The following is a 23,219-nucleotide window of genomic DNA, read 5'->3' as shown; positions in this document are numbered from 1 at the left end:
CCCGAACTGCTCCGCCGACGCCTTGTATCCCAACTTCAAACCCTGAGCCACAGATTCCTCCGACCGTTCGCGTTCCGATGTCCCCGAGTATGCCCACCGGACGCTCGTCGTCGGTCGAGACCGACGTTGTGTTCGAAATTCACCGAAGAATCGCACACAACACCGGTCTCGACAGGTCACCCGAGGGCACCGGCGCGGTGCAACGCGCGTCGCACCCTTTCGACGAGGACTTGAGGTCGCCGATACAGCAGGTCGGCGCCGACACGCACCACGGTCCAACCGAGCTCCGACAGCAACGTATAGCGGTCGATGTCGATGGTCCGCTGTACTCGATCGGTCCAGTGCTGCGCACCGTCGTACTCGACGAGGACCCTCCACTGCTTCCAGCCCATGTCCGCGCGTGCCACGAACCGCCCACCGTCGTAGATCTCGATCTGCGTCTCCGGCACGGGCAGACCGGATCGGACGATCAGCAGCCGCGTGTGCGTCTCCGGTGGTGACGCGGCACCTCCGTCGACGAGTTCGAGAACCTTCCGTACGGACGCGAGGTGCCGAGCGCCCTTGTTCCGAGCGGCCACCGCTTCGATCTCGTGGACCTTCGTTCCGGTCGCATTGCAGAGCGCGTCCACCATTTCGACGCACCGATCGAGGTCCGCACCGCGCGCGAGGTCGAAGGCCGTTCGGGCCGGTATCGTCACCGTCATTCCGTCGACGACGCAGGATTCGATGTCGTCGACGCTGCGAACGATGATGCCCGGCGTCGAGTGCAGTTTTCCGGGTCGCACCATCTCCGCCGGCAACGACGCGTCGAGCCAACGGGTCCCGTGCACGGCGGCTGCGGACGGTCCGGCCAGTACCCCTCTACCTCCCGCCCACAGCCAGGCTGCCTTCGCGCGTAGAAGTGCGGTCGCTTCGACTCCCGGAGCAACGTACACATTGCGATGCAGCTTCACGAAGTGGTGCCGGAGTCGGTACCGCGTCACCGATCCGGCCGCCAGCGCATCGGTGCCGGCGAACGGTTCGTGGAAGTCGACCATGAGCGCGAGCGTGCCCGGTCTCCGGTCCCTCCGGTACCCCGAATCCGCCGTCTGTGGAGAACTTTCGACGTTATCCCCAGGCGCCCCGAAACGAGACCGGTGTTGTTGTCGATTTCTCGCGAGTTATCGACAACAACACCGGTCTCGACGAACGATCACGCGGCGCGGACCCGCGCCAACCCCCATTCGCGGGCCAGCAGTTCGTAGGAACGCAGACGGTCCTCGTGGCCGTGGGTGACCGAGGTGACGACGAGTTCGTCGGCGTCCGTTACTCGGCGGAGGGTGTCGAGACGCTCCGCCACCGAGCTCGGCGCCCCCACGAACTGGGTGACGATGCGGTCGTTGACGAGGGCTCGCTCCTCGTCGGTCAGCGGCGGGGTGGTCTCTGGGTCCGGGTACGGGATCGCGCCGTGGCCCGAGCGGATGCTGTGCGTCCAATGCCCGTAGGTCGACGCCAACTCGCGTGCGGTGGCGTCGTCGTCGGCGACCACCGCGTCGGCCGAGACCACCACGTAGGGCTTCCTCAGGATCGGCGACGGACGGAACGCCGACCGGTACGCCTCGACCGCTTCGACTGTCGTGCCCGGGTGGACGTGCTCACGGCGACGTTCTGTGGGCGGGAGCCATCGGAATGGGCCTTTCGGGAATGCGGGGTGTGGGAAATCGAGGGTGCAGACGTGGGTCCCGGCGGTAGCACCCGCACCCGCGTACGGGGGGTTGCTGCGACGTCGTAGAGCCAGGTCTCTCGGTCGCTCTGGATGGTCGCGGCTAAAGCTACGGAGTGCGGCACGCCGCGGAAAGGTTTCTCTCACTGTGACGGAAATCCGTTCCTCGTCGAGACCGATGTCGATGTCGACGCGGTGCCCCGGCATCGACGACAAGGCCGGTTTCGGTACGCCGTAGACTCGCCTCGGTGACCCCGCTCGAACTCTTCCTCGTCGCATTGGCCGGACTGGGCGCCGGAGCGATCAACTCCCTCGTCGGATCCGGCACTCTCATCACCTTCCCGACGCTCGTCGCGTTCGGTGTGCCCCCGGTGACCGCGACGATGTCCAACGCGATCGGCCTGGTCGCTGGAGGTGTGTCAGGCACCTGGGGGTATCGGCGCGAGCTGCGCGGGCAATGGGAGCGGCTGCGATGGCAGATCCCGGCGTCGTTCTGCGGGGCACTGGTAGGAGCGTGGCTCCTGCTCCACCTGCCCGAGACCGTCTTCGAGACGGTCGTACCCATCCTGCTCCTCCTGGCCCTTACCCTCGTCGTGTTCCAGCCGAAGATCCAGGCGTGGGTTGCCCGCAGAACCGGCGGCGACGCCGACGGCCACCTCGGACCGGTGCGGATGACACTGCTCGTCGTCGGCACTTTCGCCGTCGGCATCTACGGCGGCTATTTCACGGCGGCGCAGGGCATTCTGCTCATGGGTTTGTTCGGAGCGTTGCTGCACGACCACATCCAGCGACAGAACGCGGTGAAGAATCTGCTGTCGCTGGTGGTGAACGTCGTGGCAGCGTGCGCGTACATCCTGGTGGCGTTCGACCGGATCGACTGGACCGTGGCCGCACTGATCGCGGTGGGTTCTTTGATCGGTGGCTATCTCGGCTCGCACTACGGCCGACGCCTGTCGCCGGTCGCGCTGCGGACGGTGATCGTCGTGGTGGGGCTGATCGGTCTTTACCGACTGCTCGCCTGACGCACCACTTTCCGGAATTCACCTCTGCCGGGGTTGTCCGCAGCGTTACGAGAAGAACAGGTATCAATCCGATTTCAGAGAAATGGGAATCCCCGCCACCACGAGAGTTGCCGACTCACTGGCCTCCGCGACCCGCGCATTGAGCCGGCCAAGCATGTCGCGGAACAATCGGCCCGAAGAGGTCGCGGGCACCACTCCGCTACCGACCTCGTTGCTCACGGCGACCACCGGCACCGCACACTTCCGCCACGCCGCGATCAACTCGTCCACATCGGAGTGGACAGGGTCGAGGTCGCCATCATCCCAGACACCGTGGATATCGAGCCGTGCCGTCAACCACGTTCCGAGACAATCGATCAGCAGCGGTTCCGTAGCGGTGCACAGCACCTCGGCGACATCGACCGTCTCCACCGTCGACCATGAACCGGGACGTCTTTCCCGGTGCAGTGCAACACGTTCCGCCCACTCCGCGTCACCCTCTCGTGTCCCGCCGGTGGCGACGTAGGTGACGGACGGGCAGGACGCGAGTAGTTCCTCGGCGTGCCGCGACTTGCCCGACCGCACTCCCCCGAGAACCAGCGTCCGATGCGGCACGACCGGAGTGCCTTCACCCACGTAGACCACCTCACCGTCACGACCGGGACGAGCATCCACCTGCTGCAGACGATTCCGCAGTTCGTCGATGGGCGGATTGTGGTGGCCCAGATGCACTGCGACCACCTCGGTGTTCTCGGTGACGGCACCGACACCGCGCAGACCATCCACCATCGCGCCGAACTCGGGCAGGCCGAGGTGACCCTCGGACCGTTCGGAACGGTCGCCGAAGGTTTCCTCGAGGAATACCGCGTCGAACCGGGCGTCGCGCACGGCCTCGAACCACTCGGCGAGCCACATCCCGGTGTCGCACGCCCACAGCAACCGCGACCCGCCCGGGCCCGACAGGTCGTACAGCACCGCGTCGCCGTCGCGGAAGACCTTGTGCCGTGCGGGAAGAACGCGCACCGAGTAGTCGCCGACGGTGAGCGAGTCCCCCGGCTCGACCGGCACGAAACGCACCGGCGCGTCGGGAGCCACCCAGGGTCTACAGGTGTCGAGCGCGTCGGCGGGACCTATCACATCGAGTTCGACGCCGGCGGCCACCCACGACCGGAACAACAATGCCTGCGGGCCCAGATGATCTGCATGGGCGTGGGTCAGGAGGATATGCCGCACCTGCGCCAGCGACCTGCCGTGCCGCACGGCCGCGCGGGGCGCCTCAGGACCGCAGTCGAGCATCAGCACATCGTCGACGAGTGCCGCGGTCTGCCCGCGGATCTCGCCGCGACGCGCGGCATCCGCGCAGGATGCACACGTGCAGAACGGGTTCGGCCACCCGTCCGCCGCGCCGGTTCCCAGGAGCACGACTTCCATCAGCGGTCCTTCGTGCTGTCGCGGAGCGGGAGGACGGCGCGACCCGCCGGGCGGTCGAGGATCTCGACGCGGGCGCCGTAGACCTGCGCGATGCGTTCGGCGGTGAGGACGTCGTCGGGCGCTCCGTCGGCGACGACGTGCCCGCGATCGAGCAGTACGAGCCGTTCCCCGTATTGGGCGGCGGAGGTCAGGTCGTGCATCGCGGCGATGACGGTGAGGTCGCCTTCGGTGCGCATCGAATCGACGAGTTCGAGTACCTGCTGCTGGTGTCCGATGTCGAGTGCGCTGGTGGGTTCGTCGAGGAGCAGCACCCGCGGTTGCTGGGCGAGAGCGCGTGCGAGCACGACGCGCTGCAGCTCACCGCCGGACAGTTCGGTCGCGAGTCGCGGTGCGAACGCTTCGAGCTCGAGCCGTTCTACGATCCGGTCCACCACCTCGCGGTCGTGCGCGGTCTCGGATCCGAAGCGCGGGATGTGCGGGGTGCGGCCGAGATGGATCAGTTCCCTGACGGTGACACCTTCCGGCACCACGGGGCGTTGCGGCATCAGCGCGACCGCGCGTGCCATGTCCCGACGTCCGGCGCGCCCCGGCACGATGTCGGCGACCTGCAGGTGACCGGTGGCCGGCACGAGACCGGCGAGGACGTGCAGCAGGGTGGTCTTGCCCGACCCGTTGGGTCCGACCAGCGATAGCCAGGAGCCGGCGGTGACGTTCAGGTCGATCCCGTGCAGCACCTCGACGCCACCGCGTTCGGCGCTGAGCTGCCGGCACGACACCGTCATGGTCGGGGTGGTGAGAACATCGCTCTTCATCGGACACCTCGGCTCCGTCTGAGCACGACGAGGAAGAAGGGCGCCCCGATCGCCGCGGTGACGACACCGATCGGCAGTTCGGCGGGCGACATGACGGTGCGGGCCAGGACGTCCGCGAGGACGAGGAAGGACGCACCCACCAGCAGCGACAGCGGCAGCAGGAGACGGTGGCCGGGTCCGGCGAGCAGCCGGACCGCGTGGGGGACGACGATGCCGACGAACCCGATGAGACCGCTCGCCGAGACGACGGCCGCGGTTCCGAGGGTCGCGACGCAGACGAGCAGCAGCCGCACGCGCGCCGGGTTGATCCCGAGGCTCGCGGCTTCGACGTCGCCGACCGCCATGACATCGAGTGTGCGCCGATGCAGCGCGATGATCGCGACGGTGACCACGACGTACGGCAGGACCACGACGACGTCGGACCAACCGTCGGTGGACAGGCGGCCGAGCATCCACGAGTACACCTGCCGCAGGGTGTCGTCGTGCAGCTGCATGAAGAACGTCTGGATCGCGTTGGCGAAGGCCGCGACGGCGACACCGGCGAGGATGATGACGACTTCCGAGCGGCTGCCGCCGACGGTGCGGCCGAGCGAATACGTCGCGCCGACGGCGAGCAGGCCCCCGGCGAAGGCCGCGATCGGGACACCGGCGAACCCGGCCGCGCCGCCCACGACGATGGCGAGGGTGGCACCGAGACCGGCGCCGCTGGAGACCCCGAGCAGATAGGGATCGGCGAGCGGATTGCGGAAGACCCCTTGGTAGGCCGCACCGGCGATGGCCAGCATCGCACCGACCAGCACCCCGAGCACGACGCGCGGCATCCGGATGTTCCACAGGATCGCCTGCTGACGCGTGCTCAACCCGGAGTCGACGTCGACGAGCGGCAGGCGGTCGGCGATGTCGAGCAGCACCCCTCCCGTGGTGAGACCGGCCGGTCCGACGAGGATCCCGACCAGCATCGCGGCGAACAGGACGAGCACCGCGCCGGTCAGCGCGAGCGCGTTGCGCGGCAGTACCCGCGCACCGCCGGGTGGCAGGGCGCGGGTACTGCGTCGCGACAGAGAGATCAAGGCGTGGGCTGGGCCGCGGGGATGCCGCCGACGATCCGGGCGATCTCACGCATCAGGTCCACGACGCGCGGCCCCCAGCGACTGGCGATGTCCTCGTCGAGGACGTAGACGCGACCGTCACGGACGGCGCTGAGCTCGTTCCAACCCGCACGCTGTGCGACGACCTCGGGCGTGACGCCGCAGCACTGTCCGTCGGCCAGGAAGATCACGTCGGGGTTCTGCTCGAGGACGTACTCGGCGGACAGCTGCGGGTAACCGTTGCCGCCGGTCGCGATCGAGGTCAGGCCCAGCATCGAGTAGATATCGCCGATATAGGTGTCGTCGGTGACGGTGTAGAAGGTGTTATCGAGCTCGTGGTAGTAGGTCAGCGGGGTCTCACGCTCCGGGAGGCCCGCGAGGATCCCGTCGATGTCCGTCTTCATCTGCGCGACGAGCTCGGCGGCGTCACCGACGTGTCCGGTGGCGGCTCCCAGCTGCTCGATCTGGGCGTAGGTGTCGTCCAGGTTCTCGGCCGCGGGAAGGATCAGCGTCTCGACACCGGCCTGCTCGAGCCCCGCGACGAGATCGGCGGTGTCGGCGTTGGCGACGACCAGGTCGGGTTCGTAACCGAGGATCGCCTCGACGTTCGGGGTGTACCCCGACAGATCGGTGACGGGCGCGTCGGCCGGATAATCGGATCGGTCGTCGACCGCGACCACCTGGTCGCCGGCACCGACGGCGTAGAGCATCTCCGTGCTGGTGGGGCTCAGCGACACGATGGCCTGCGGGACGTCCGCGGAGGTGATGTCGGTGTCACCGGACGGTGACGAATCGTCGCTGCTCGAGCACCCTGCGGCGAGGAGCGCGAAAGCGGTCAGTCCGGCGGCGAGCAGCCGTCGGTGGTTGTCGAGTGGCACAGCCATCCTCCGTTGTTCGGAGGACGAAAACAGCACGGCTGCAACAGGCGGTTGCGGCACGCCACCGTCCTTCGTCCGAGGACCAGTACGTACGGACCCTCCGCGCCGGCCGACCTGGCTCACCCCGTATCGGGACTTACAGTTGCGGGACAGCGCCGGAATCTCACCGGCTTCACCGAAAACGCAGCGGGTGCCCTACCGGATCGGCAGGACACCCGCAGCGTAGCTCACGGCGTCCCAGGTCAGGACAGCGCCTGCTGGAGATCCTCGAGCAGATCCTCGGGATCCTCGAGGCCCACGGACAGTCGCACCACGCCGTCGGACAAACCGATCGCGGCCCGGCCCTCCGGTCCCATCGCCCGGTGGGTGGTGGTCGCCGGGTGGGTGATGAGCGACTTGGAGTCGCCGAGATTGTTCGAGATGTCGACGATGCGCAGCTTGTTCAGCAGCTCGAAGGCACGCTTCTTGCCCTCGCCCTCGGGGGCGTCGAGCTCCAACGTGATGATCGTGCCACCGCCACTCATCTGCGACTTCGCGAGTTCGTACTGCGGGTGCGACTCGAGATACGGGTACTTGACCCAGCGCACCGCATTCTGCGATTCGAGGAACTGCGCGATGCGCAGCGCCGAATCGACCGAGGCGCGCAACCGCACCGGCATGGTCTCGAGACCCTTGAGCAGCGTCCACGCGTTGAACGGGCTCAGCGACGGCCCGGTGTGGCGGATGAGCTTCTGCACCGGCCCGTCGATGTAGTCGGCGGGTCCGAGGATCGCTCCGCCGAGCACGCGGCCCTGACCGTCGATGTGTTTGGTGCCGGAGTAGACGACGATGTCGGCACCGAGATCGAGGCTGCGCTGCAGCAGCGGGGTGGCGAAGACGTTGTCCAGCACCACCTTCGCGCCCGCCGCATGCGCCATCTCGGAGACGCGACGCACGTCGACGAGGGTCTGCATGGGGTTCGAGGGGGTCTCGAAGAAGACCGCGGTGGTGGGCACCGACAGTGCCTTCTCCCACTGGTCGAGATCCTCGCCGTCGACGAACACCGTCTCCACGCCCCAGCGGGGCAGAATCTCGTTGCACACGACGAAGCACGAACCGAAGAGGCTGCGTGCCGCGACGAGACGGTCGCCCTTGCCGAGCAACGCGGCGAGCGCGGTGAACACCGCGGACATGCCGGACGCGGTGGCGTACGCCCCCTCGGCACCGTCGAGCAGGCGCAGGCGCTCCTCGAACATCTTCACCGTGGGGTTGCCGTAGCGGGAGTAGACGAAATGGTCGACGTCGCCGGTGAAAGCGGCCTCGGCGGCCTCGGCCGACTCGTAGACGAACCCGGAGTTGAGGTAAAGGGCCTCGGAGGTCTCCTCGAAACCGGATCGGAGGGTGCCGCCGCGCACGCCGAGCGTGGCGGGGCGAACGGTGGCGGGCAGCGCCTTGTCGAACGCGCCGCCCTGGGGGATGGAACTCACGACTGCCTCCACGGCAGGCCCGCGGCCCGCCAGCCCTCGGCACCGCGATGGCTTTCGCCGTCGAGAGCGCCTTCGAATCCTTCGAGAACGTTGTAGGCGGGGGTCAGGCCCGCAGCGGTGGCGGCCGTGGCCGCTCCGATGGAGCGCTGCCCCGAGCGACACAGGAAGATCACCGGTCCGCTGCCGATACCCGCTGCCCTCAGATCCTCGACGAAGTTCGGGTTGGGGGCGCCGTCGGGGTAACGAACCCACTCGACGAACACGGTCCGGCGACCGAGCGACGAGGTCTCGGGGACCCCGACGTATTTCCACTCGGCTTCGGTACGCACATCGACGAGCACGGCATCCGGATCACCTTGCAGCAGGTCCCATGCCTGCTGCGGCGTTATATCACCTGCGTAGCTCACCGGGACATATTTTCACAGGTCGGACTGTGACGTACACGCGGGCACCGCTTCGTATACGCACGGCGACACGTCAGAACCGGCAGATCCGCCACACGTCGTCGATGCGGACGACCTGCCACGTCTCGGTCTGCGTCTCCCCGTCGAGGCCGGTCCGGACGTCGACGGTGGCCCGATCGCCGTCCACGGCGATGTTCTGCGTGGCCTGCAGCTCCGCGCGTCCCTCGACGTCCGCGAGCGGTGCTTCCTCGGCGGGCAGATCGCTGCACCGCAGCCGGTCGAGGATCGGTCCGTCGTTCTCGTTGTGCGCGGAGACGTAGTCGGTGACGGCGCGGCGCACCATCTCGTCCTCGGTGAGGTCGTCGCCCGCCGGGGAGAAGAGCTGGGCGCCGAAGACGACGAGGACGAGCACCACCAGGACCGCGAGGGCTCCGAGGAAAGGCCCTATGCTGCTACTGGTGGGACTGTCGGGATCCGGGCCGGGATCGGGTTCGGGTTCGGGGGCTCCGCGCTTGGCCATGCGCCCGATCCTAGTGGGCGCGAGGTCGCGGCCCGTCACGACCGCATTTGCCCTAAAAACCCTCTCGAGGTAGGAATTGTCGCATGGCCACCACGCAGCTCGTTCGACGCCTCGCCGTCGACCTGTGTCGTATGGGTGCCCACATGTGTTGTCGCTGAAGCGATTCGCTCGACGGCTCGATTCGTCCTCCTTCGCCGTCATCCCCGCGCGACCTGCGCCGAGCCCACTGAGGGCAGCCTTAATTTAAGCTGGATATGTCCGTCCGCACACCGAAGAGGTAGTTGATCCCCTGATGACCGATCAGACTCGTCCCCTTCGCGTCGCGATCGTCGGTGCCGGCCCTGCCGGTATCTACGCCGCCGACGCACTCATGAAGTCCGACACTGCGCAGGATCCCGGGGTCAGCATCGACCTGTTCGAGCGCATGCCTGCGCCGTTCGGTCTGATCCGCTACGGTGTCGCGCCCGACCACCCGCGCATCAAGGGCATCATCACCGCCCTGCACAAGGTGCTCGACAAGCCGCAGATCCGCCTGCTCGGCAATCTCGACTACGGCAGCGACTTCAACCTCGACGACCTGCAGCGTTTCTACGATGCGGTGATCTTCTCGACCGGCGCGAACGCGGACCGCGCGCTGAACATCCCCGGCATCGATCTCGACGGCAGCTACGGCGCCGCCGACTTCGTGTCCTGGTACGACGGTCACCCCGACGTGCCGCGCACCTGGCCGCTCGAGGCGGAGAAGGTCGCCGTCCTCGGTGTCGGCAACGTCGCGCTCGACGTCGCCCGCGTGCTCGCCAAGACCGGCGACGAGCTGCTGCCGACGGAGATTCCGCCGAACGTCTACGAGGGTCTGAAGAACAACAAGGCCGTCGAGGTGCACGTCTTCGGTCGCCGTGGTCCGGCGCAGGCCAAGTTCACGCCGCTCGAGCTACGCGAACTCGACCACTCCCCGACCATCGAGGTCATCGTCGACCCCGAGGACATCGACTACGACGAGGGCTCCGAGCAGGCGCGGCGTAACTCCAAGCAGGTCGACATGGTCGCCAACACTCTGCAGGACTGGGCGATCCGCGATGTGGGCAACCGCCCGCACAAGCTGTTCCTGCACTTCTTCGAGTCCCCGCACGAGATCCTCGGTGAGGACGGCAAGGTCGTCGGTCTGCGCACCGAGCGCACCGAGCTCGACGGCACCGGCAACGTGCGCGGCACCGGCAAATTCAACGACTGGGAGGTCCAGGCCGTCTACCGCGCGGTCGGCTACCTGTCGCAGAACATCGCCAAGCTGCCCTTCGACGAGCAGGCCGGCACCGTGCCGAACGAGGCCGGACGTGTGCTCGCCGACGAGAACGCCGAGGGTCCCGACCGGTTCATGCCGCACACCTACGTCACCGGCTGGATCAAGCGCGGCCCCGTCGGCCTGATCGGCCACACCAAGGGCGACGCGAACGAGACCGTCGCGAACCTGCTCGAGGACCGGGCCGCCGGCCGGCTGAACACCCCCGAGGATCCGTCCGAGGACGCGATCGTGAAGTTCCTCGAGGACAAGCAGCTGCCGTACACCACCTGGCAAGGCTGGTACCGCCTCGACGCGCACGAGCGCAGCCTCGGTGAGGCCGAGGGCCGCGAGCGCGTGAAGGTCGTCGAGCGCGAGGACATGTTCCGCGCGAGCGAGCCGCACAAGGCGTGACAGCAGCCTGAACTGCACGAACGAGGAGGGACCCATCCGCGCGGATGGGTCCCTCCTCGCTTTCGGGTCTGCTCGGCTTTCCGGGTGCGCTCAGGTGAACAGGACGGCGCCCAGCCACACCGACGCCGCGACGAGTCCGCCGAACAGTTCGACGAGGATCGACAACGCGACCGCCTTGGTCGCCGCGACCGTCGAGACCCACGCGTCGCGGTGGGTGCGATGCCGCTGCACCTCCGACAGGTACATGCCGAGCAGGAAGCCCAGGAACAGCCCGACGACGGGGACGACGAAGAACCCGACGATGCCGAGCAGACCGGCGAGGATCAACGAGCGGTTCGGCACCCCGGCCTGCTGCAGTCGCTTGCCGGGCCAGGTGTACTTCACGATGCCGGTGACCAGCAGCGCCACCGCCGCGACGCCCAGCACGATCCATGCGGTGGTGCCTCCCGTGAGGAACGCCCATACGGCGATCGCGCCGAAGATCAGCAGGACGCCGGGCAGGACCGGCAGCACGATCCCGAGCAGGCCGACGAGGATCGCCAGCCCGACGAGCAGTTCGCCGCCGGCACTCACGGCGCCACCGAGCGGGTCGAGCGGGCGGAAGACAGCGGAGTACCGGGACGCGGTGGCAGCATGGTGGGACTATATGTGCCACCGGTCCACGCCCCCGGGAGGACGCGATGAGCAGTACCAGGCCTCACAGCAGCCCGAAGAGTGCATCGGACGCCGCAGCCGCCGCGGTGCGCGGCGACGTCCGGTACTTCACGACGCCCGGTGTCGATCCCGCCGAGGCGGTGGAGTGGCAGCGCCGCGACGCGCGGATCGTCCACCACGGCACCGGTCGTGTCGTCTTCGAGCAAACCGATGTGGAGTTTCCTGCCTTCTGGTCGCAGAACGCCACCGACATCGTCACGCAGAAGTACTTCCGCGGGCAGCTCGGACACCCGGATCGTGAGCACTCGTTGCGCGACGTGATCGCGCGCATCGTCGACACGATCACGGCGTGGGGGCACACCGACGGTCATCTCGACGATCCGGAGGCGTTCGCCGCCGAGCTGACCTATCTGCTGATCCACCAGCGGGCCTCGTTCAACAGTCCCGTCTGGTTCAACATCGGGGTGCCGAACACTCCGCAGCAGGCCAGCGCGTGTTTCATTCTGTCGGTCGACGACAGCATCGACTCGATCCTCGAGTGGTACCGGCAGGAAGCGGTGATCTTCAAGGGCGGGTCGGGCGCCGGGGTGAACCTCTCCCGGATCCGCTCGTCGGCCGAACCGCTGACCGGTGGCGGAAGCGCATCGGGGCCGGTCAGCTTCATGCGCGGCGCCGACGCCTCCGCCGGCACCATCAAGTCCGGCGGCAAGACCCGGCGGGCCGCGAAGATGGTGATCCTCGACGTCGACCATCCCGACATCGAGGAGTTCGTCGACTGCAAGGCGATCGAGGAACGCAAGGCGCGGGTGCTCGCCGAGGCCGGTTTCGACATGGGTCTCGACGGCACCGACATCCATTCGGTGCAATACCAGAACGCGAACAACTCGGTGCGCGTGACCGACGAGTTCATGCACGCGGTGGTGGCCGACGCCGAGTGGCCGCTGCGTACCGTGACGACCGGCGAGACGGTCCGGACTGTCCGCGCGCGAGAGTTGTTGCAGCGCACCGCCGCCGCCACCTGGGAGTGCGCCGACCCGGGCATCCAGTACGACACGACGATCAATGCCTGGCACACCGCCTCCGCGACCGGCCGGATCAACGCGTCGAATCCCTGCTCGGAGTACATGCATCTCGACGATTCGGCCTGCAACCTCGCGAGCCTGAATCTGCTGACCTTCCTGCGCGAGGACGGCACCTTCGACGTCGACGGTTTCCGTCACTCCGTGGCGGTGATGCTCACCGCGCAGGAAATCCTCGTCGGCCGCGCCGACTACCCCACCGAGCGGATCGGTGAGACGTCGCGGCGGTTCCGGCAGCTCGGGCTCGGTTACGCCAACCTCGGTGCGCTGCTCATGGCTTCGGGCCTGCCCTACGACAGCGAGGCCGGACGCGCGACGGCTGCGGCGATCACCGCCCTGATGACCGGTCACGCCTACGCCGTGTCGGCGGACATGGCGAGGCGCCTCGGACCGTTCGACGGTTTCGACGAGAACCGCGCGCCGATGCTCGACGTGCTGGGCAAGCATCGTGGCGCACTCGATGACATCGACGCCGATCTCGCACCGGCCGACGTGCTCGATGCGGCACGACAGGCGTGGGACCGCGCCGTGGCCGACGGCTCTGCCCACGGTGTGCGCAACAGCCAGGTCAGCGTGCTCGCACCGACCGGCACGATCGGGCTCGCGATGGATTGCGACACCACCGGGATCGAACCGGATCTGGCGTTGGTGAAGACCAAGAAGCTCGTCGGCGGCGGCAGCCTCACGATCGTCAATCGCAGTGTGCCGCGCGCACTGTCGCGTCTGGGTTACAGCCCGTCGGAGGTCGCCGATATCGTGGCGCACCTCGATCTGCATCACGATCTCGCCGGTGCGCCGCACGTGCGCGACGAGCACGCACCGGTGTTCGCGACGTCCATGGGCGACAACGTCATCTCGCCGCGCGGCCACGTCGCGATGATGGCCGCGGTGCAGCCCTTCCTGTCGGGTGCGATCTCCAAGACGGTGAACCTGCCCGAGTCCGCGACCGTCGACGACATCGCCGACATGTATGTCGACGCGTGGCGCCTGGGCGTGAAGGCCCTTGCGATCTACCGTGACAACTGCAAACTGGGACAACCGTTGTCGACGGCGTCGCGCCCTGCTGTCGCAGAAGCGGCTCCGTCCACGGCGCCTCGCCGCGAGCGGCTCCCGCGCACCCGCACTTCTCGGACGTTCGAGTTCCGGGTGGCGGACTGCAAGGGCTTCGTCACGATCGGTGAGTACGACGACGGGCGTCCCGGCGAGATGTTCCTGCGCGTGTCCAAACAGGGCTCGACGCTCGCCGGCATCATGGACGCCTTCTCGATGTCGGTCAGTTACGGTCTGCAGTACGGGGTCCCGTTGCGCACCTTCGTCCGGGCCTTCACGAGTACGCGTTTCGAGCCGGCCGGGATCACCGACGATCCGGATCTGCGGATCGCCACGTCGATCCTCGACTACATCTTCCGGCGACTGGCGATCGACTATCTCGAACCCGACGAGCGCGCCGAACTGGGCATCCTCACCGGCGCCGAGCGTTCGGTGCCCGACACCCCCACGCTCACGCCGTACACGAGCACGCCGCCGGTGCGTGAGCCCGATCCGCCGGCGACCGCGCCGCGGGGCACGCACAGCACGAGCAGCGCGAGCACGTCCTCCCCGGGTGGTCTCGCTGCTCCGTCACCGTCGAATCCGGACGCGCCGTACTGCATGCAATGCGGAGTGAAGATGCAACGGGCCGGGTCGTGCCACGCCTGCCCGTCCTGTGGGAACACCAGCGGCTGCAGTTGAGGTGATGCGTCCATACTGGCGGGATGGTCCTGGGAGTCGACACCGAACTGACACTGACGGCCGCGGGTGCCGTCTTCCTTCTTGCGCTCGCTCTCGGCGTGTGGAAGTACCGGCAGATGGCGACGTCCGACGACCACCTCGCGCACCCGTACGTCGACATCGCCCACCGATCGGCCCTGATGTATTCCTTCGCGACGCTGCTGGTCGCGGTGTTCGTCGAGCTCAGCGCGTGGCCCACCGCAGTGAACCTCGCCGCGGCCGCGGTGATCGTGGTGTTCTTCGTCGGCGCGATCGCGAGCTATGTCGTGCACGGTGCGCTGCGCGACACCACGAATCAGTTCGCGCATCCGGTGCGCGGGACGGGTCTGGCGATGGCCGCGCTGATCGTCGGTGAGATGGGTGGCTTCGCGGTGCTGTTCGCCGGCTTCCTGTGGGGTGCCTTCGCAAGCTGAGGCCGCGTCAGGTGCGGTGTTCGAGCAACGACAGGACGTTGCCGTGCGGGTCGCGGAACCATGCGACCCGCATACCGTCGGGTGCGGTCCACGCGTCGTGGTCGTCCTGATCCATGCCGTTGTACCGGATGAACTCCACGCCGTGCTCGCGCAGTTGTTCGACGGTGCCGTCCAGATCGGACACCCGCCAGCCCAGCACGGTGTAGCCGGTCTCCTCGCGCGACTGCACGAGGGTCACCCGGACCGGTGCGCCGCCGCCTCCGTCGAGGACGAGCGCGAAGGGGTCGCGGGAGAGCTTCCGGAAGCGCAGGGTGTCGACGTAGAACATCTCCGAGACGTCGAGGTCGGTGCTCGGGACGAAGCTCACGAGTTGGCCGGTGATCGTCATACGTCCACTGTGCTCCGGAGCGCCCGAGTGCGACAGCGGATTCGGCGGATTCACGCCCCCACCTCGGCGATCCGGCGACTAGGCTCTCGATCATGAGTACTTCGGAGATCGCTACGGTCCTGGCCTGGCACGACGCTGTGAACAGCAACGACATCGACACGCTCGTGCAGTTGTCGAGCGACGACATCGTGCTCCCCACCCCCGACGACGATCCCGACCAAGGACTCGACGAACTGCGCGAGTGGGCGACGACGGCAGGGGTCACGCTGCAACCGGGCCGCCTGTTCGTCCACCACGGAATCGTGGTGGTCGAGGAGACGGTGACCTGGGCGTCCGATCCGGGTCCTCGCGACGAGGCGATCGCCTTCCGGGTGGTCGACGACCAGGTGGTCACCGTCGTCCGCCACACCGATCTCGGCGAGGCCTTCGAGGCGACCGGACTGAGCGAGGCCGACCTCTACGAGGAGTGATCCACTCCCGACGACCGGAACCCCAGCAACCGGAGCCATATTCTGAACGTTCGCTAAGGTACTCTCCGTTGCGACAGTCCCTACACATCGGAGCGAGGTTCGTCGAGTGTCCGCTGAAGCTGTTGAGAAGAAGGGTCCGCTCGCGGGTGTCCGCGTCGTCGAGTTCAAGGGTCTCGGTCCCGGCCCGCACGCCGCGACCCTGCTCGCCGATCTCGGCGCCGATGTCGTCATCGTGCAGCGCCCCGGCGAGATCCCGCCGGAGGGACAGCGCGATCCGATTCAGCGCAACCGTCGCATCGTCGAGGCCAACCTCAAGGATTCCGCCGACATCGAGAAGGTCCTGACCCTGCTCGAGCGCGCCGACGTCCTCATCGAGGGCTTCCGTCCCGGCGTCACCGAACGACTCGGCCTCGGACCGGACGTGGTCCTCGAGCGCAACCCGCGCATCGTCTACGGCCGCATGACCGGCTGGGGCCAGGAGGGCCCGCTCGCCAACGCCGCCGGCCACGACATCAACTACATCTCCCTCACCGGCGTCCTGCACGCCATCGGCCGCCAGGGCGAGCGTCCGGTGCCGCCGCTGAACATGGTCGGCGACTTCGGTGGCGGTTCGATGTTCCTCGTCTTCGGCATCCTGTCGGCCCTCGTCGAGCGTCAGACCTCCGGCATGGGCCAGGTCGTGGACGCGGCGATGGTCGACGGCGCCCTCGCTCTCTCGCACATGATGTGGGCGTTCCGCGGTCGCGGCGCGTGGTCGGACGAGCGCGGCGTCAACATGCTCGATACCGGCGCCCCGTTCTACGAGGTCTACGAGACCAAGGACGGCAAGTACATGGCCGTCGGTTCCATCGAGCCGCAGTTCTACGCGCTGCTGCTGCAGGGCCTCGAGCTCGATCCGGCCGACCTGCCGCACCAGCTCGACACTTCCCGCTGGGCGGAGATGAAGAAGATCTTCACCGACAAGTTCCTGTCGAAGACCCGCGACGAGTGGACCGAGATCTTCCTCGGTACCGATGCCTGCGTCTCCCCGGTCCTCACCTGGGCCGAGGCGGAGAAGAACGAGCATCTCGTCGCACGCGGGTCGCTGATCGAGATCGACGGCGTCGTGCAGCACGCACCGGCGCCGCGCTTCTCCCGCACCCCCGCCGGCGAGCCGGTCGGTCCGGCGGCCGAGGCCACCGACATCGACACCCTCTGGGTCTGATCCGGCAGCTCGAGCCCGCCGACGCTCCGACGATCGTCTTGGCGCACAGGATCAGACGACGAGCCGCGCCTCGTCGGGTGTGCGCCCGGAGGCGACCTGCTCGTAGGCGGCGGCCATCGCCTCGACGGCGTCGTCGAGGACCTCGACATCCTGCGTGTACGGCAGGCGCACGAAATGTTCGAACGCACCCTGCACACCGAAGCGCGGACCGGCGGAGAGCAGCACACCGTGGGACGGCGCGGCGGCAGCCAGCGAGGTCGACACCGGCTCGGGCATCCGCGCCCACAACGACATCCCGCCCTGGCCCGGCGTGTACTCCCAGTCGGGCAACCGCCGGTCCAAGGCTGCGCACAGCGCACGGCGTCGTTCCCTCAACGCGGCGCGGCGACGTTCGAGCAGTTCGTCGACTTCGGAGAGCAGATGCGCGGCCGCGAGCTGTTCCATGACAGGCGTGCCCAGGTCGACCGCGGTCCGTGCCCCGGCCAGCCGGACGATCGTGTCGCGGTCGGCGCGGATCCATCCCACCCGCAGGCCACCCCACAGCGACTTCGCCGTCGAACCCACCGTCACCACCGACGCGCCGGCAGGCATAGCTGCGACGGGAGGCGGCGGCGGGGCGTCGAGCCAGAGATCGACCATCGACTCGTCGACGACGAGCGTGGTCCGCGTGTCGCGCATGATGCGGGCCAGTTCGGCGCGGCCGTCCTCGTCGAGGCACAGGCCAGTGGGGTTGTGGAAGTCGGGGACGAGGAAGGCGGTGCGCGCCGCGGTCTGCCGGACGGCACTGGCGACACCGTCGAGATCCCAGCCGCCGTGCGGGCCGTTCTCCGGGCGCACCGGAACCGGCACCGGGCGCGCGCCGTAGCGGCGGATCGCTTCGAGCGCATTGGGATAGGTGGGGTGGTCGACGACCACCCGGTCGCCGGGGTCGTCGAGCACACCGAGCAGCAGGCGCATCGCGTGCTGCGCCCCGGAGGTGACCATGATCTGGTCGGGCGAGGTGGGCAGTCCACGCTCGCGGTAGCGGCGGGCGATGACCTCGCGCAGCACCGACACCCCTATCGGTTCCATGCCGTGCGAGTCCAGATAGGTCGACATCGACCGCAGCGCCGCGGCATACGCCGCTTCGATCTCCGCTGCCGGCGCGGGCAGCGAGGCGTTGCTCAGATCGATCGCCGGGCCGATCGGCATCCGGGACCCGGTGTTCTCCGCGCCCCGGCGAGCGGGCACGGCGACCGTGCTGCGGGCACCCTGCCGACTGCGCAGATAGCCTTCTTCCCGCAGCGCCGCATAGGCGGACGCGACGGTGGTGCGGCTCACCGACAGCGCCGCGGCGAGTTCCCGCTCGCTGGGCAGGGCGACCCCGAGCGGGACACGGCCGTCGTGCACGAGCAGGCGGATGCTGTCCGCGAGCGCCCGGTAGGCGGGTCTGGGATCGGGGCGAGCGGAGCGACGGGAATGCGACTGCCCCGAATCCTGCCAGTTCCCGAGGTCGCGGACGAGCGCCACGGCTCCGATCGCTCGAGTGATCACCGATCCAGTATGCCCCGCATCGCGCGGGCGGGATCAGGCCGGTGGATCGAGCACCTGACGGAACAGGACCGTCCCTCGCGAGTCGAGCAACTCCACCCGCATCTGCTTCGTCGCGCCGTCGATGAACACCTCCCCGAAGTGCTGATATCCGTCCATCGGCGAGGTGTTCGCCGCCGGGGGCGCGTGCACGAAGACGGCCTCGGGACCGAACGTCCCGTCCAGCTCGTTGGGTCCGAAAGCACCGGCGTTGAGCGGTCCCGAGACGAACTCCCAGAACTCGTCGAAGTCGGTGAACGAGGCGCGGTCCGGCGAATAGTGATGCGCGGCCGTGTAGTGCACGTCGGCGGTCAACCACACGGTGCCGGTGATCCTGCGCGCCTCGACCGCCGACAGGACCCGCGCGATCTCCGATTCCCGGCCCGAGGGAGCGCCGTTGTCCGCGTTCGCGATTCCTTCGAAGGCCGTATCGCCGTCGGGTACGACCAGGCCGATCGGCAGGTCGGCGGCGATGATCTTCCAGGTGGCGGTCGAACGGGTGAGTTCGTCGATGAGCCACTGCGTCTGCGCGCTGCCGAGCACCTGCCCCGCCGCGCCGACGTTGGTGCCGTTGGCGTCCTTGTAGGTCCGCATGTCGAGTACGAAGACGTCGAGCAGCGGTCCGTACCGCACGACCCGGTGGATGCGTCCGTCGACGGCCTCCGCCGGATCGAGCGGGAGCCACTCGTGGAAGGCACGGAAAGCCCGTTCCGCCAGGACGTCCACGTTCTTCTCGGTGTACTGCTCGAGATCCAGGATCTCACCCGCGTACCAGTTGTTGACGGTCTCGTGGTCGTCCCACTGCACGATCTGCGCGACGGAGGAGTTGAACCGCCGATAGTTCTCATCCATGAGGTTGTAGGCGTACTGGCCGCGGTACTCGTCGAGGGTCTGCGCCACAGCACTCTTGGCCTCGGTGACGATGTTGCGCCAGATCCGGCCGTCCGGCAGCTCGACGGTCTCCTTCAGCGGATTGTCGGCGTACACGACGTCGCCGGAATGCACGAACAGGTGCGGGTCGCGACGGGCCATCGTGTCGAAGATCGTCATCCCACCGATGTCGGGATTGATACCGAAGCCCTGACCGGCGGTGTCGCCGGACCACTGCAGCCTGATGTCGCCGGGTGCGGTCGGGGCGGTGCGGAACAGACCCGTCACCGGCTCGGACGTGGCGCCGTCCTCGCCTTCGAGGACGACACGATAGTGCACCTGCTCGCCGGCCGGCAGTCCCGTCAGCCGCAGTCGGCCGGTTCCGTCCGTCTCGGGCGTCAGCAGACCACCCACGTGCCGGACGGGATCGGTGAAGGATTCGGTAGCCGCCGTCTCCACGACGAGCCGCGCCGGTCGATCCGAGCGCGCCCACACGAGCGCCCCGTCGGCCCGCACGTCGCCGGTGGCCACACCGTGGGTGAGGATCGGCCGCTCACGGACGAGGCTCGGCGTTGCAACGGAACTTCCCGACGAGCACGCCACCGCCGGAGCCGCGAGGGCTCCGAGCGCGACGGTGCGCAGCAGGGTTCGACGGGACACGTACATGGTTCTCCCCGGGGTCCGACGGACTGTGCGGGACGAGCGTGCACAGTCCGTGCGAACCGTCGGTGAACATGCAGTGAGGGATCGGCGCCCGTCCGACGACGAATCGGCGCGGGCCGGGAGCTACCCCGTCAGCGGATGACGTCGCGCCGGACGATCGTCTCGTCGCGGCCCGGCCCCACACCGATGCAGGAGATGTAGGCGCCGGAGAGCTCCTCGAGACGCAGCACGTAGTTCTGCGCGTTCTTCGGCAGCTCCTCGAAGGTGCGGGCGTGGGTGATGTCCTCCCACCAGCCCGGCATCTCCTCGTAGATCGGCTTGGCGTGGTGCACGTCGGTCTGCGTCATCGGCATCTCGTCGATACGCACACCGTCGACCTCGTAGCCGACGCAGATCGGCACGGTGTCGAGACCCGACAGCACGTCGAGCTTGGTGAGGAAGTAGTCGGTGATGCCGTTGACGCGGGTCGCGTAGCGGGCGATGACGGCGTCGAACCATCCCGTGCGGCGGGCGCGACCGGTGGTGACACCGACCTCTCCACCCTGCTTGGCGAGGTAGGCGCCGTGGTCGTCGAACAGCTCGGTCGGGAACGGACCCGAGCCGACGCGGGTGGTGTAGGCCTTGAGGATGCCCAGCACCGTCGAGATCTTCGCCGGGCCGATACCCGAACCGACAGCGGCGCCGCCGGCGGTGGGGTTGGACGACGTCACGTACGGATAGGTGCCGTGGTCGACATCGAGCAGCGTGCCCTGCGAACCCTCGAGGAGGATCGTGTCGCCGCGCTCGAGCGCCTTGTTCAGTTCGAGGCGCGTATCGGTGATGCGGTGCTTGAAACCCTCGGCCTGGGTGAGGACCTCGTCGACCACCTGCTGCGGGTCGAGCGCCTTGCGGTTGTAGATCTTGACGAGCACCTGGTTCTTGAATTCCAGTGCGGCCTCGACCTTCTGGGTGAGGATCTTCTCGTCGAGCACGTCGGCGACCCGCACGCCCACGCGGGCGATCTTGTCCTGGTAGCAGGGGCCGATACCGCGTCCGGTGGTGCCGATCTTCTTCTTGCCGAGGAAGCGTTCGGTGACCTTGTCGATGGCCACGTGGTACGGCATGATCAGGTGCGCATCGGCCGAGAGCAGCAGACGGGACGTGTCGACGTCGCGCTTCTCGAGGCCTTCGAGCTCGGTGAGCAGCACACCCGGATCCACCACGACACCGTTGCCGATGACGTTGTTGACGCCGGGCGTCAGGATGCCCGACGGGATCAGGTGCAGGGCGAACTTGTCGCCGTTGGGCAGCACGACCGTGTGACCGGCGTTGTTGCCGCCCTGGTAGCGCACGACCCACTGCAGACGTCCGCCGAGTAGATCGGTAGCTTTGCCCTTGCCCTCGTCGCCCCACTGGGCTCCGATCAGGACGATTGCCGGCATGTCGCGCTCTCCTCAGGCAGGTGTCTACGTGCGGGCGGTCTCGCCTGCAGGGTCCTGCCCAACCGGGCAGCAGCCGGGACCACAGTGTAGTCCACCCTCCGACGAGCGCGAATGACGGGACTGCAGAAGCGCCGGAGCTGCGGCGCGCGGTGGCGGGTCGCCGCCGCCCTCCCCCACCGCCTTCCCATTACAGTGGACGCAGCCGAGAGCCCGACGAACCCGACCCCTCGAGGAGACCCGTTGACCCCGGTAGTGCTCAGATGCGGTGACGTGCCATTGCCGTTGGCGCTGACCCCCGTGACCGCACTGTCTGCGCCTGCCCTCCCCGAGAAGGACGACTTCGAGGACGTCTTCGCGCATCTCGAGTCGGTAGAGGACCCTCGTCTGATCCTCGTAGGCAACGACGCGGCGTTCGCCGCGACCGTCACCCGGCTGATGCGCACCGAACGCCTCGACCTGGAGGTCGCGTACGTCCCGGAGACACGAACCCCGGCCACGGAGGCGTACGGGTTGCGGACGGGGTCGAAGGCCGCCACCGTCGCCCTGCAGGGGGTCGCGAAGCCGTTGCCGCTGATCCGCGACGACGCCGGTATCGCCCTCGTCGGCCGTGCGCTGCTGTGCGGTGAGAACGGCGATGCGCTCGTCGGGGAGGCCTACGTCGATGACACCCGCCTGTTCTCCGGCACGGTGCCCGGCATCCGCGTCGAACCCACACCCGCGATGCCCGGTCTGCGGGCCGCGATCGACCGGCCGCGCTGGTTCGGCGGCTACAAGTGGCTGACGGGCCGGGCCATGCAGTTGGGTTCCCCCGCCGCAGTCGTCACCCGCGACGGGGTCGCGAACCCCCGGGCTCTCAAGCGGTCGACCTTCTACCGGCACGACAAGAAGTGGAAGCTCGTCCGCTGAAACCCATCTTCAGCCGACGTTGACCCCTCTCGGCTCAGCCGACGTTGACCCCTCTCGGCTCAGCCGACGTTGACCCCTCTCGGCTCAGCCGACGTTGACCCCTGTCGGCTCAGCCGACGTTGACGCCGTAGTCCCGTGCGATGCCCGCCAGACCGGAGGCGTAGCCCTGGCCGATGGCGCGGAACTTCCACTCGCCACCGTGGCGGTACAGCTCACCGAAGACCATCGCAGTCTCGGTGGACGCATCCTCGGTGAGGTCGTAGCGGGCGAGTTCCCGGCCGTCGGCGCGGTCGACGACGCGGATGAACGCGTTGCGCACCTGACCGAACGACTGGCCCCGCGCGTCGGCGTCGTGGATCGACACCGGGAAGACGATCGACTTGACCTCCGCGGGAACGGCGACGAGGTCGACGTTCACGCTCTCGTCGTCGCCCTCGCCCTCACCGGTGAGGTTGTCGCCGGTGTGCTCGACGGAGCCGTCCGGCGAACGCAGGTTGTTGTAGAAGACGAAATGCTGGTCGGACAGGACCTTGCCGTTCTCACTCGTCAGCAGTGCACTGGCGTCGAGATCGAAGTCCGCGCCGGTCGTCGCGCGCACGTCCCAGCCGAGACCCACCGTCACCGCCGTCAGGTTCGGAGCCTCCTTCGACAGCGAAACGTTGCCGCCCTTGGCCAAGCTCACACCCATACCGAATCCTCTCGCTCGATGATCGTTGCCTACCGCCACCCTAGTGAAGACCGGACGAGTCGGGCAGGACGTGTGAAGGCCGTCCCGCGGGGGTAGCCGCAGGGCACCGGACGATGGCCGGGGACGGCGTTC

21 protein-coding genes, 1 pseudogene and 2 riboswitches are annotated in these 23,219 nt (G+C 68.1%); of the genes and pseudogenes, 7 read left to right on the top strand and 15 right to left on the bottom strand.

Going from position 1 to position 23,219, the window contains the following annotated elements; translation table 11 throughout:
• Positions 1-176: 176 nt before the first annotated feature.
• Positions 177-1,037 carry a DUF559 domain-containing protein gene (locus AC6CID_RS12920; RefSeq protein ID WP_217579530.1) on the bottom strand — a complete coding sequence of 287 codons (861 nt, stop codon included), beginning with the start codon at positions 1,035-1,037 and terminating at the stop codon, positions 177-179.
• 155 nt (positions 1,038-1,192) lie between these two features.
• A pseudogene (locus AC6CID_RS12915) lies at positions 1,193-1,633 on the bottom strand (LLM class oxidoreductase); the annotation flags it as partial.
• Positions 1,634-1,699: 66 nt separating this feature from the next.
• Positions 1,700-1,797, bottom strand: a riboswitch (SAM riboswitch).
• 153 nt (positions 1,798-1,950) lie between these two features.
• Between AC6CID_RS12915 and AC6CID_RS12910 the strand changes: the two are divergent.
• Entirely contained in the window at positions 1,951-2,724 is a 774-nt protein-coding gene (locus tag AC6CID_RS12910) for a sulfite exporter TauE/SafE family protein (RefSeq protein ID WP_064061240.1), read from the top strand.
• A gap of 63 nt (positions 2,725-2,787) precedes the next feature.
• On the opposite strand, the gene AC6CID_RS12905 is transcribed toward AC6CID_RS12910, so the two are convergent.
• From AC6CID_RS12905 to AC6CID_RS12875, 7 genes are all read right to left on the bottom strand, one after another.
• Positions 2,788-4,134 (bottom strand): bifunctional adenosylcobinamide kinase/adenosylcobinamide-phosphate guanylyltransferase, encoded by a 1,347-nt coding sequence (locus AC6CID_RS12905; RefSeq protein WP_121208838.1) that lies wholly within the window; start codon positions 4,132-4,134, stop codon positions 2,788-2,790.
• Positions 4,134-4,946: an ABC transporter ATP-binding protein gene (locus tag AC6CID_RS12900; RefSeq protein WP_006552925.1), complete on the bottom strand. Its 813-nt coding sequence runs from the start codon at positions 4,944-4,946 to the stop codon at positions 4,134-4,136. Before AC6CID_RS12900 ends, AC6CID_RS12905 begins: the two co-directional genes overlap by 1 nt.
• Complete coding sequence (locus AC6CID_RS12895; protein WP_498354052.1) at positions 4,943-5,905, bottom strand: FecCD family ABC transporter permease; 963 nt, start codon at positions 5,903-5,905, stop codon at positions 4,943-4,945. Before AC6CID_RS12895 ends, AC6CID_RS12900 begins: the two co-directional genes overlap by 4 nt.
• Before the next feature lie 107 nt (positions 5,906-6,012).
• Positions 6,013-6,918 carry an ABC transporter substrate-binding protein gene (locus tag AC6CID_RS12890; RefSeq protein ID WP_498354047.1) on the bottom strand — a complete coding sequence of 302 codons (906 nt, stop codon included), beginning with the start codon at positions 6,916-6,918 and terminating at the stop codon, positions 6,013-6,015.
• Between the two features lie 84 nt (positions 6,919-7,002).
• Positions 7,003-7,130: riboswitch (cobalamin riboswitch) on the bottom strand.
• 24 nt (positions 7,131-7,154) lie between these two features.
• Positions 7,155-8,378 carry an O-succinylhomoserine sulfhydrylase gene (locus AC6CID_RS12885; protein ID WP_121209258.1) on the bottom strand — a complete coding sequence of 408 codons (1,224 nt, stop codon included), beginning with the start codon at positions 8,376-8,378 and terminating at the stop codon, positions 7,155-7,157.
• Entirely contained in the window at positions 8,375-8,785 is a 411-nt protein-coding gene (locus tag AC6CID_RS12880; protein WP_006552929.1) for a rhodanese-like domain-containing protein, read from the bottom strand. The genes AC6CID_RS12885 and AC6CID_RS12880 overlap by 4 nt, the downstream gene beginning before the upstream one ends.
• Before the next feature lie 70 nt (positions 8,786-8,855).
• Positions 8,856-9,302, bottom strand: a complete 447-nt coding sequence (locus tag AC6CID_RS12875; protein WP_498354046.1) for an Rv0361 family membrane protein — start codon at positions 9,300-9,302, stop codon at positions 8,856-8,858.
• Positions 9,303-9,594: 292 nt separating this feature from the next.
• Between AC6CID_RS12875 and AC6CID_RS12870 the strand changes: the two genes are divergently transcribed.
• Positions 9,595-10,992: an FAD-dependent oxidoreductase gene (locus tag AC6CID_RS12870; RefSeq protein ID WP_033096189.1), complete on the top strand. Its 1,398-nt coding sequence runs from the start codon at positions 9,595-9,597 to the stop codon at positions 10,990-10,992.
• Positions 10,993-11,082: 90 nt separating this feature from the next.
• Here AC6CID_RS12870 and AC6CID_RS12865 read toward each other — a convergent pair whose 3' ends face one another.
• Positions 11,083-11,565, bottom strand: coding sequence for a DUF456 domain-containing protein (locus AC6CID_RS12865; RefSeq protein ID WP_006552932.1), 483 nt, complete (start codon positions 11,563-11,565; stop codon positions 11,083-11,085).
• 107 nt (positions 11,566-11,672) lie between these two features.
• On the opposite strand from AC6CID_RS12865, the gene AC6CID_RS12860 reads away from it, so the two are divergent.
• Together AC6CID_RS12860 and AC6CID_RS12855 are read left to right on the top strand one after the other, a co-directional pair.
• Positions 11,673-14,456 carry a vitamin B12-dependent ribonucleotide reductase gene (locus AC6CID_RS12860; RefSeq protein WP_006552933.1) on the top strand — a complete coding sequence of 928 codons (2,784 nt, stop codon included), beginning with the start codon at positions 11,673-11,675 and terminating at the stop codon, positions 14,454-14,456.
• 23 nt (positions 14,457-14,479) lie between these two features.
• Entirely contained in the window at positions 14,480-14,908 is a 429-nt protein-coding gene (locus AC6CID_RS12855) for a hypothetical protein (protein WP_200358561.1), read from the top strand.
• Between the two features lie 7 nt (positions 14,909-14,915).
• Here the strand turns inward: AC6CID_RS12855 and AC6CID_RS12850 are convergent, their stop codons facing one another.
• On the bottom strand, positions 14,916-15,296 hold the full coding sequence (locus AC6CID_RS12850) for a VOC family protein (RefSeq protein ID WP_033096371.1): 381 nt from the start codon (positions 15,294-15,296) through the stop codon (positions 14,916-14,918).
• Between the two features lie 92 nt (positions 15,297-15,388).
• Here AC6CID_RS12850 and AC6CID_RS12845 point away from each other — a divergent pair, with 92 nt between their 5' ends.
• Positions 15,389-15,766, top strand: a complete 378-nt coding sequence (locus AC6CID_RS12845) for a nuclear transport factor 2 family protein (RefSeq protein ID WP_024101846.1) — start codon at positions 15,389-15,391, stop codon at positions 15,764-15,766.
• Positions 15,767-15,872: 106 nt separating this feature from the next.
• The gene (locus AC6CID_RS12840; RefSeq protein WP_039585498.1) at positions 15,873-16,970 is read left to right on the top strand and encodes a CaiB/BaiF CoA transferase family protein; all 1,098 of its coding nucleotides are present in this window, start codon (positions 15,873-15,875) and stop codon (positions 16,968-16,970) included.
• 51 nt (positions 16,971-17,021) lie between these two features.
• Here AC6CID_RS12840 and yczR read toward each other — a convergent pair whose 3' ends face one another.
• From yczR to AC6CID_RS12825, 3 genes are all read right to left on the bottom strand, one after another.
• A complete protein-coding gene (gene yczR, locus AC6CID_RS12835; RefSeq protein ID WP_498354045.1) occupies positions 17,022-18,503 on the bottom strand; it encodes a MocR-like transcription factor YczR in 1,482 nt (493 codons plus the stop codon).
• Between the two features lie 33 nt (positions 18,504-18,536).
• Positions 18,537-20,075, bottom strand: a complete 1,539-nt coding sequence (locus AC6CID_RS12830; protein ID WP_498354044.1) for an alkaline phosphatase D family protein — start codon at positions 20,073-20,075, stop codon at positions 18,537-18,539.
• 128 nt (positions 20,076-20,203) lie between these two features.
• Entirely contained in the window at positions 20,204-21,493 is a 1,290-nt protein-coding gene (locus AC6CID_RS12825; RefSeq protein ID WP_006552940.1) for an adenylosuccinate synthase, read from the bottom strand.
• A 252-nt stretch (positions 21,494-21,745) separates the two neighbouring features.
• Between AC6CID_RS12825 and AC6CID_RS12820 the strand changes: the two genes are divergently transcribed.
• Positions 21,746-22,399 carry a hypothetical protein gene (locus AC6CID_RS12820; RefSeq protein WP_024101848.1) on the top strand — a complete coding sequence of 218 codons (654 nt, stop codon included), beginning with the start codon at positions 21,746-21,748 and terminating at the stop codon, positions 22,397-22,399.
• A 109-nt stretch (positions 22,400-22,508) separates the two neighbouring features.
• On the opposite strand, the gene AC6CID_RS12815 is transcribed toward AC6CID_RS12820, so the two are convergent.
• Complete coding sequence (locus tag AC6CID_RS12815; protein WP_006552942.1) at positions 22,509-23,087, bottom strand: TerD family protein; 579 nt, start codon at positions 23,085-23,087, stop codon at positions 22,509-22,511.
• Between the last annotated feature and the right edge of the window lie 132 nt (positions 23,088-23,219).

The organism is Rhodococcus sp. GQ147, assembly GCF_059759155.1.
Note: the sequence above shows the minus strand (reverse complement) of the source record. Positions and strands in the feature narration are given on the sequence as shown.

What these genes read in the sequence shown, in the direction of transcription:
- AC6CID_RS12920 (WP_217579530.1), bottom strand. Translation starts at nt 1,037, where the DNA reads ATGGTCGACTTCCACGAACCGTTCGCCGGCACCGATGCGCTGGCGGCC.
- AC6CID_RS12905 (WP_121208838.1), bottom strand. Translation starts at nt 4,134, where the DNA reads ATGGAAGTCGTGCTCCTGGGAACCGGCGCGGCGGACGGGTGGCCGAAC.
- AC6CID_RS12900 (WP_006552925.1), bottom strand. Translation starts at nt 4,946, where the DNA reads ATGAAGAGCGATGTTCTCACCACCCCGACCATGACGGTGTCGTGCCGG.
- AC6CID_RS12895 (WP_498354052.1), bottom strand. Translation starts at nt 5,905, where the DNA reads ATGCTGGTCGGGATCCTCGTCGGACCGGCCGGTCTCACCACGGGAGGG.
- AC6CID_RS12890 (WP_498354047.1), bottom strand. Translation starts at nt 6,918, where the DNA reads ATGGCTGTGCCACTCGACAACCACCGACGGCTGCTCGCCGCCGGACTG.
- AC6CID_RS12875 (WP_498354046.1), bottom strand. Translation starts at nt 9,302, where the DNA reads ATGGCCAAGCGCGGAGCCCCCGAACCCGAACCCGATCCCGGCCCGGAT.
- AC6CID_RS12870 (WP_033096189.1), top strand. Translation starts at nt 9,595, where the DNA reads ATGACCGATCAGACTCGTCCCCTTCGCGTCGCGATCGTCGGTGCCGGC.
- AC6CID_RS12860 (WP_006552933.1), top strand. Translation starts at nt 11,673, where the DNA reads ATGAGCAGTACCAGGCCTCACAGCAGCCCGAAGAGTGCATCGGACGCC.
- AC6CID_RS12855 (WP_200358561.1), top strand. Translation starts at nt 14,480, where the DNA reads ATGGTCCTGGGAGTCGACACCGAACTGACACTGACGGCCGCGGGTGCC.
- AC6CID_RS12850 (WP_033096371.1), bottom strand. Translation starts at nt 15,296, where the DNA reads ATGACGATCACCGGCCAACTCGTGAGCTTCGTCCCGAGCACCGACCTC.
- AC6CID_RS12845 (WP_024101846.1), top strand. Translation starts at nt 15,389, where the DNA reads ATGAGTACTTCGGAGATCGCTACGGTCCTGGCCTGGCACGACGCTGTG.
- AC6CID_RS12830 (WP_498354044.1), bottom strand. Translation starts at nt 20,075, where the DNA reads ATGTACGTGTCCCGTCGAACCCTGCTGCGCACCGTCGCGCTCGGAGCC.
- AC6CID_RS12825 (WP_006552940.1), bottom strand. Translation starts at nt 21,493, where the DNA reads ATGCCGGCAATCGTCCTGATCGGAGCCCAGTGGGGCGACGAGGGCAAG.
- AC6CID_RS12815 (WP_006552942.1), bottom strand. Translation starts at nt 23,087, where the DNA reads ATGGGTGTGAGCTTGGCCAAGGGCGGCAACGTTTCGCTGTCGAAGGAG.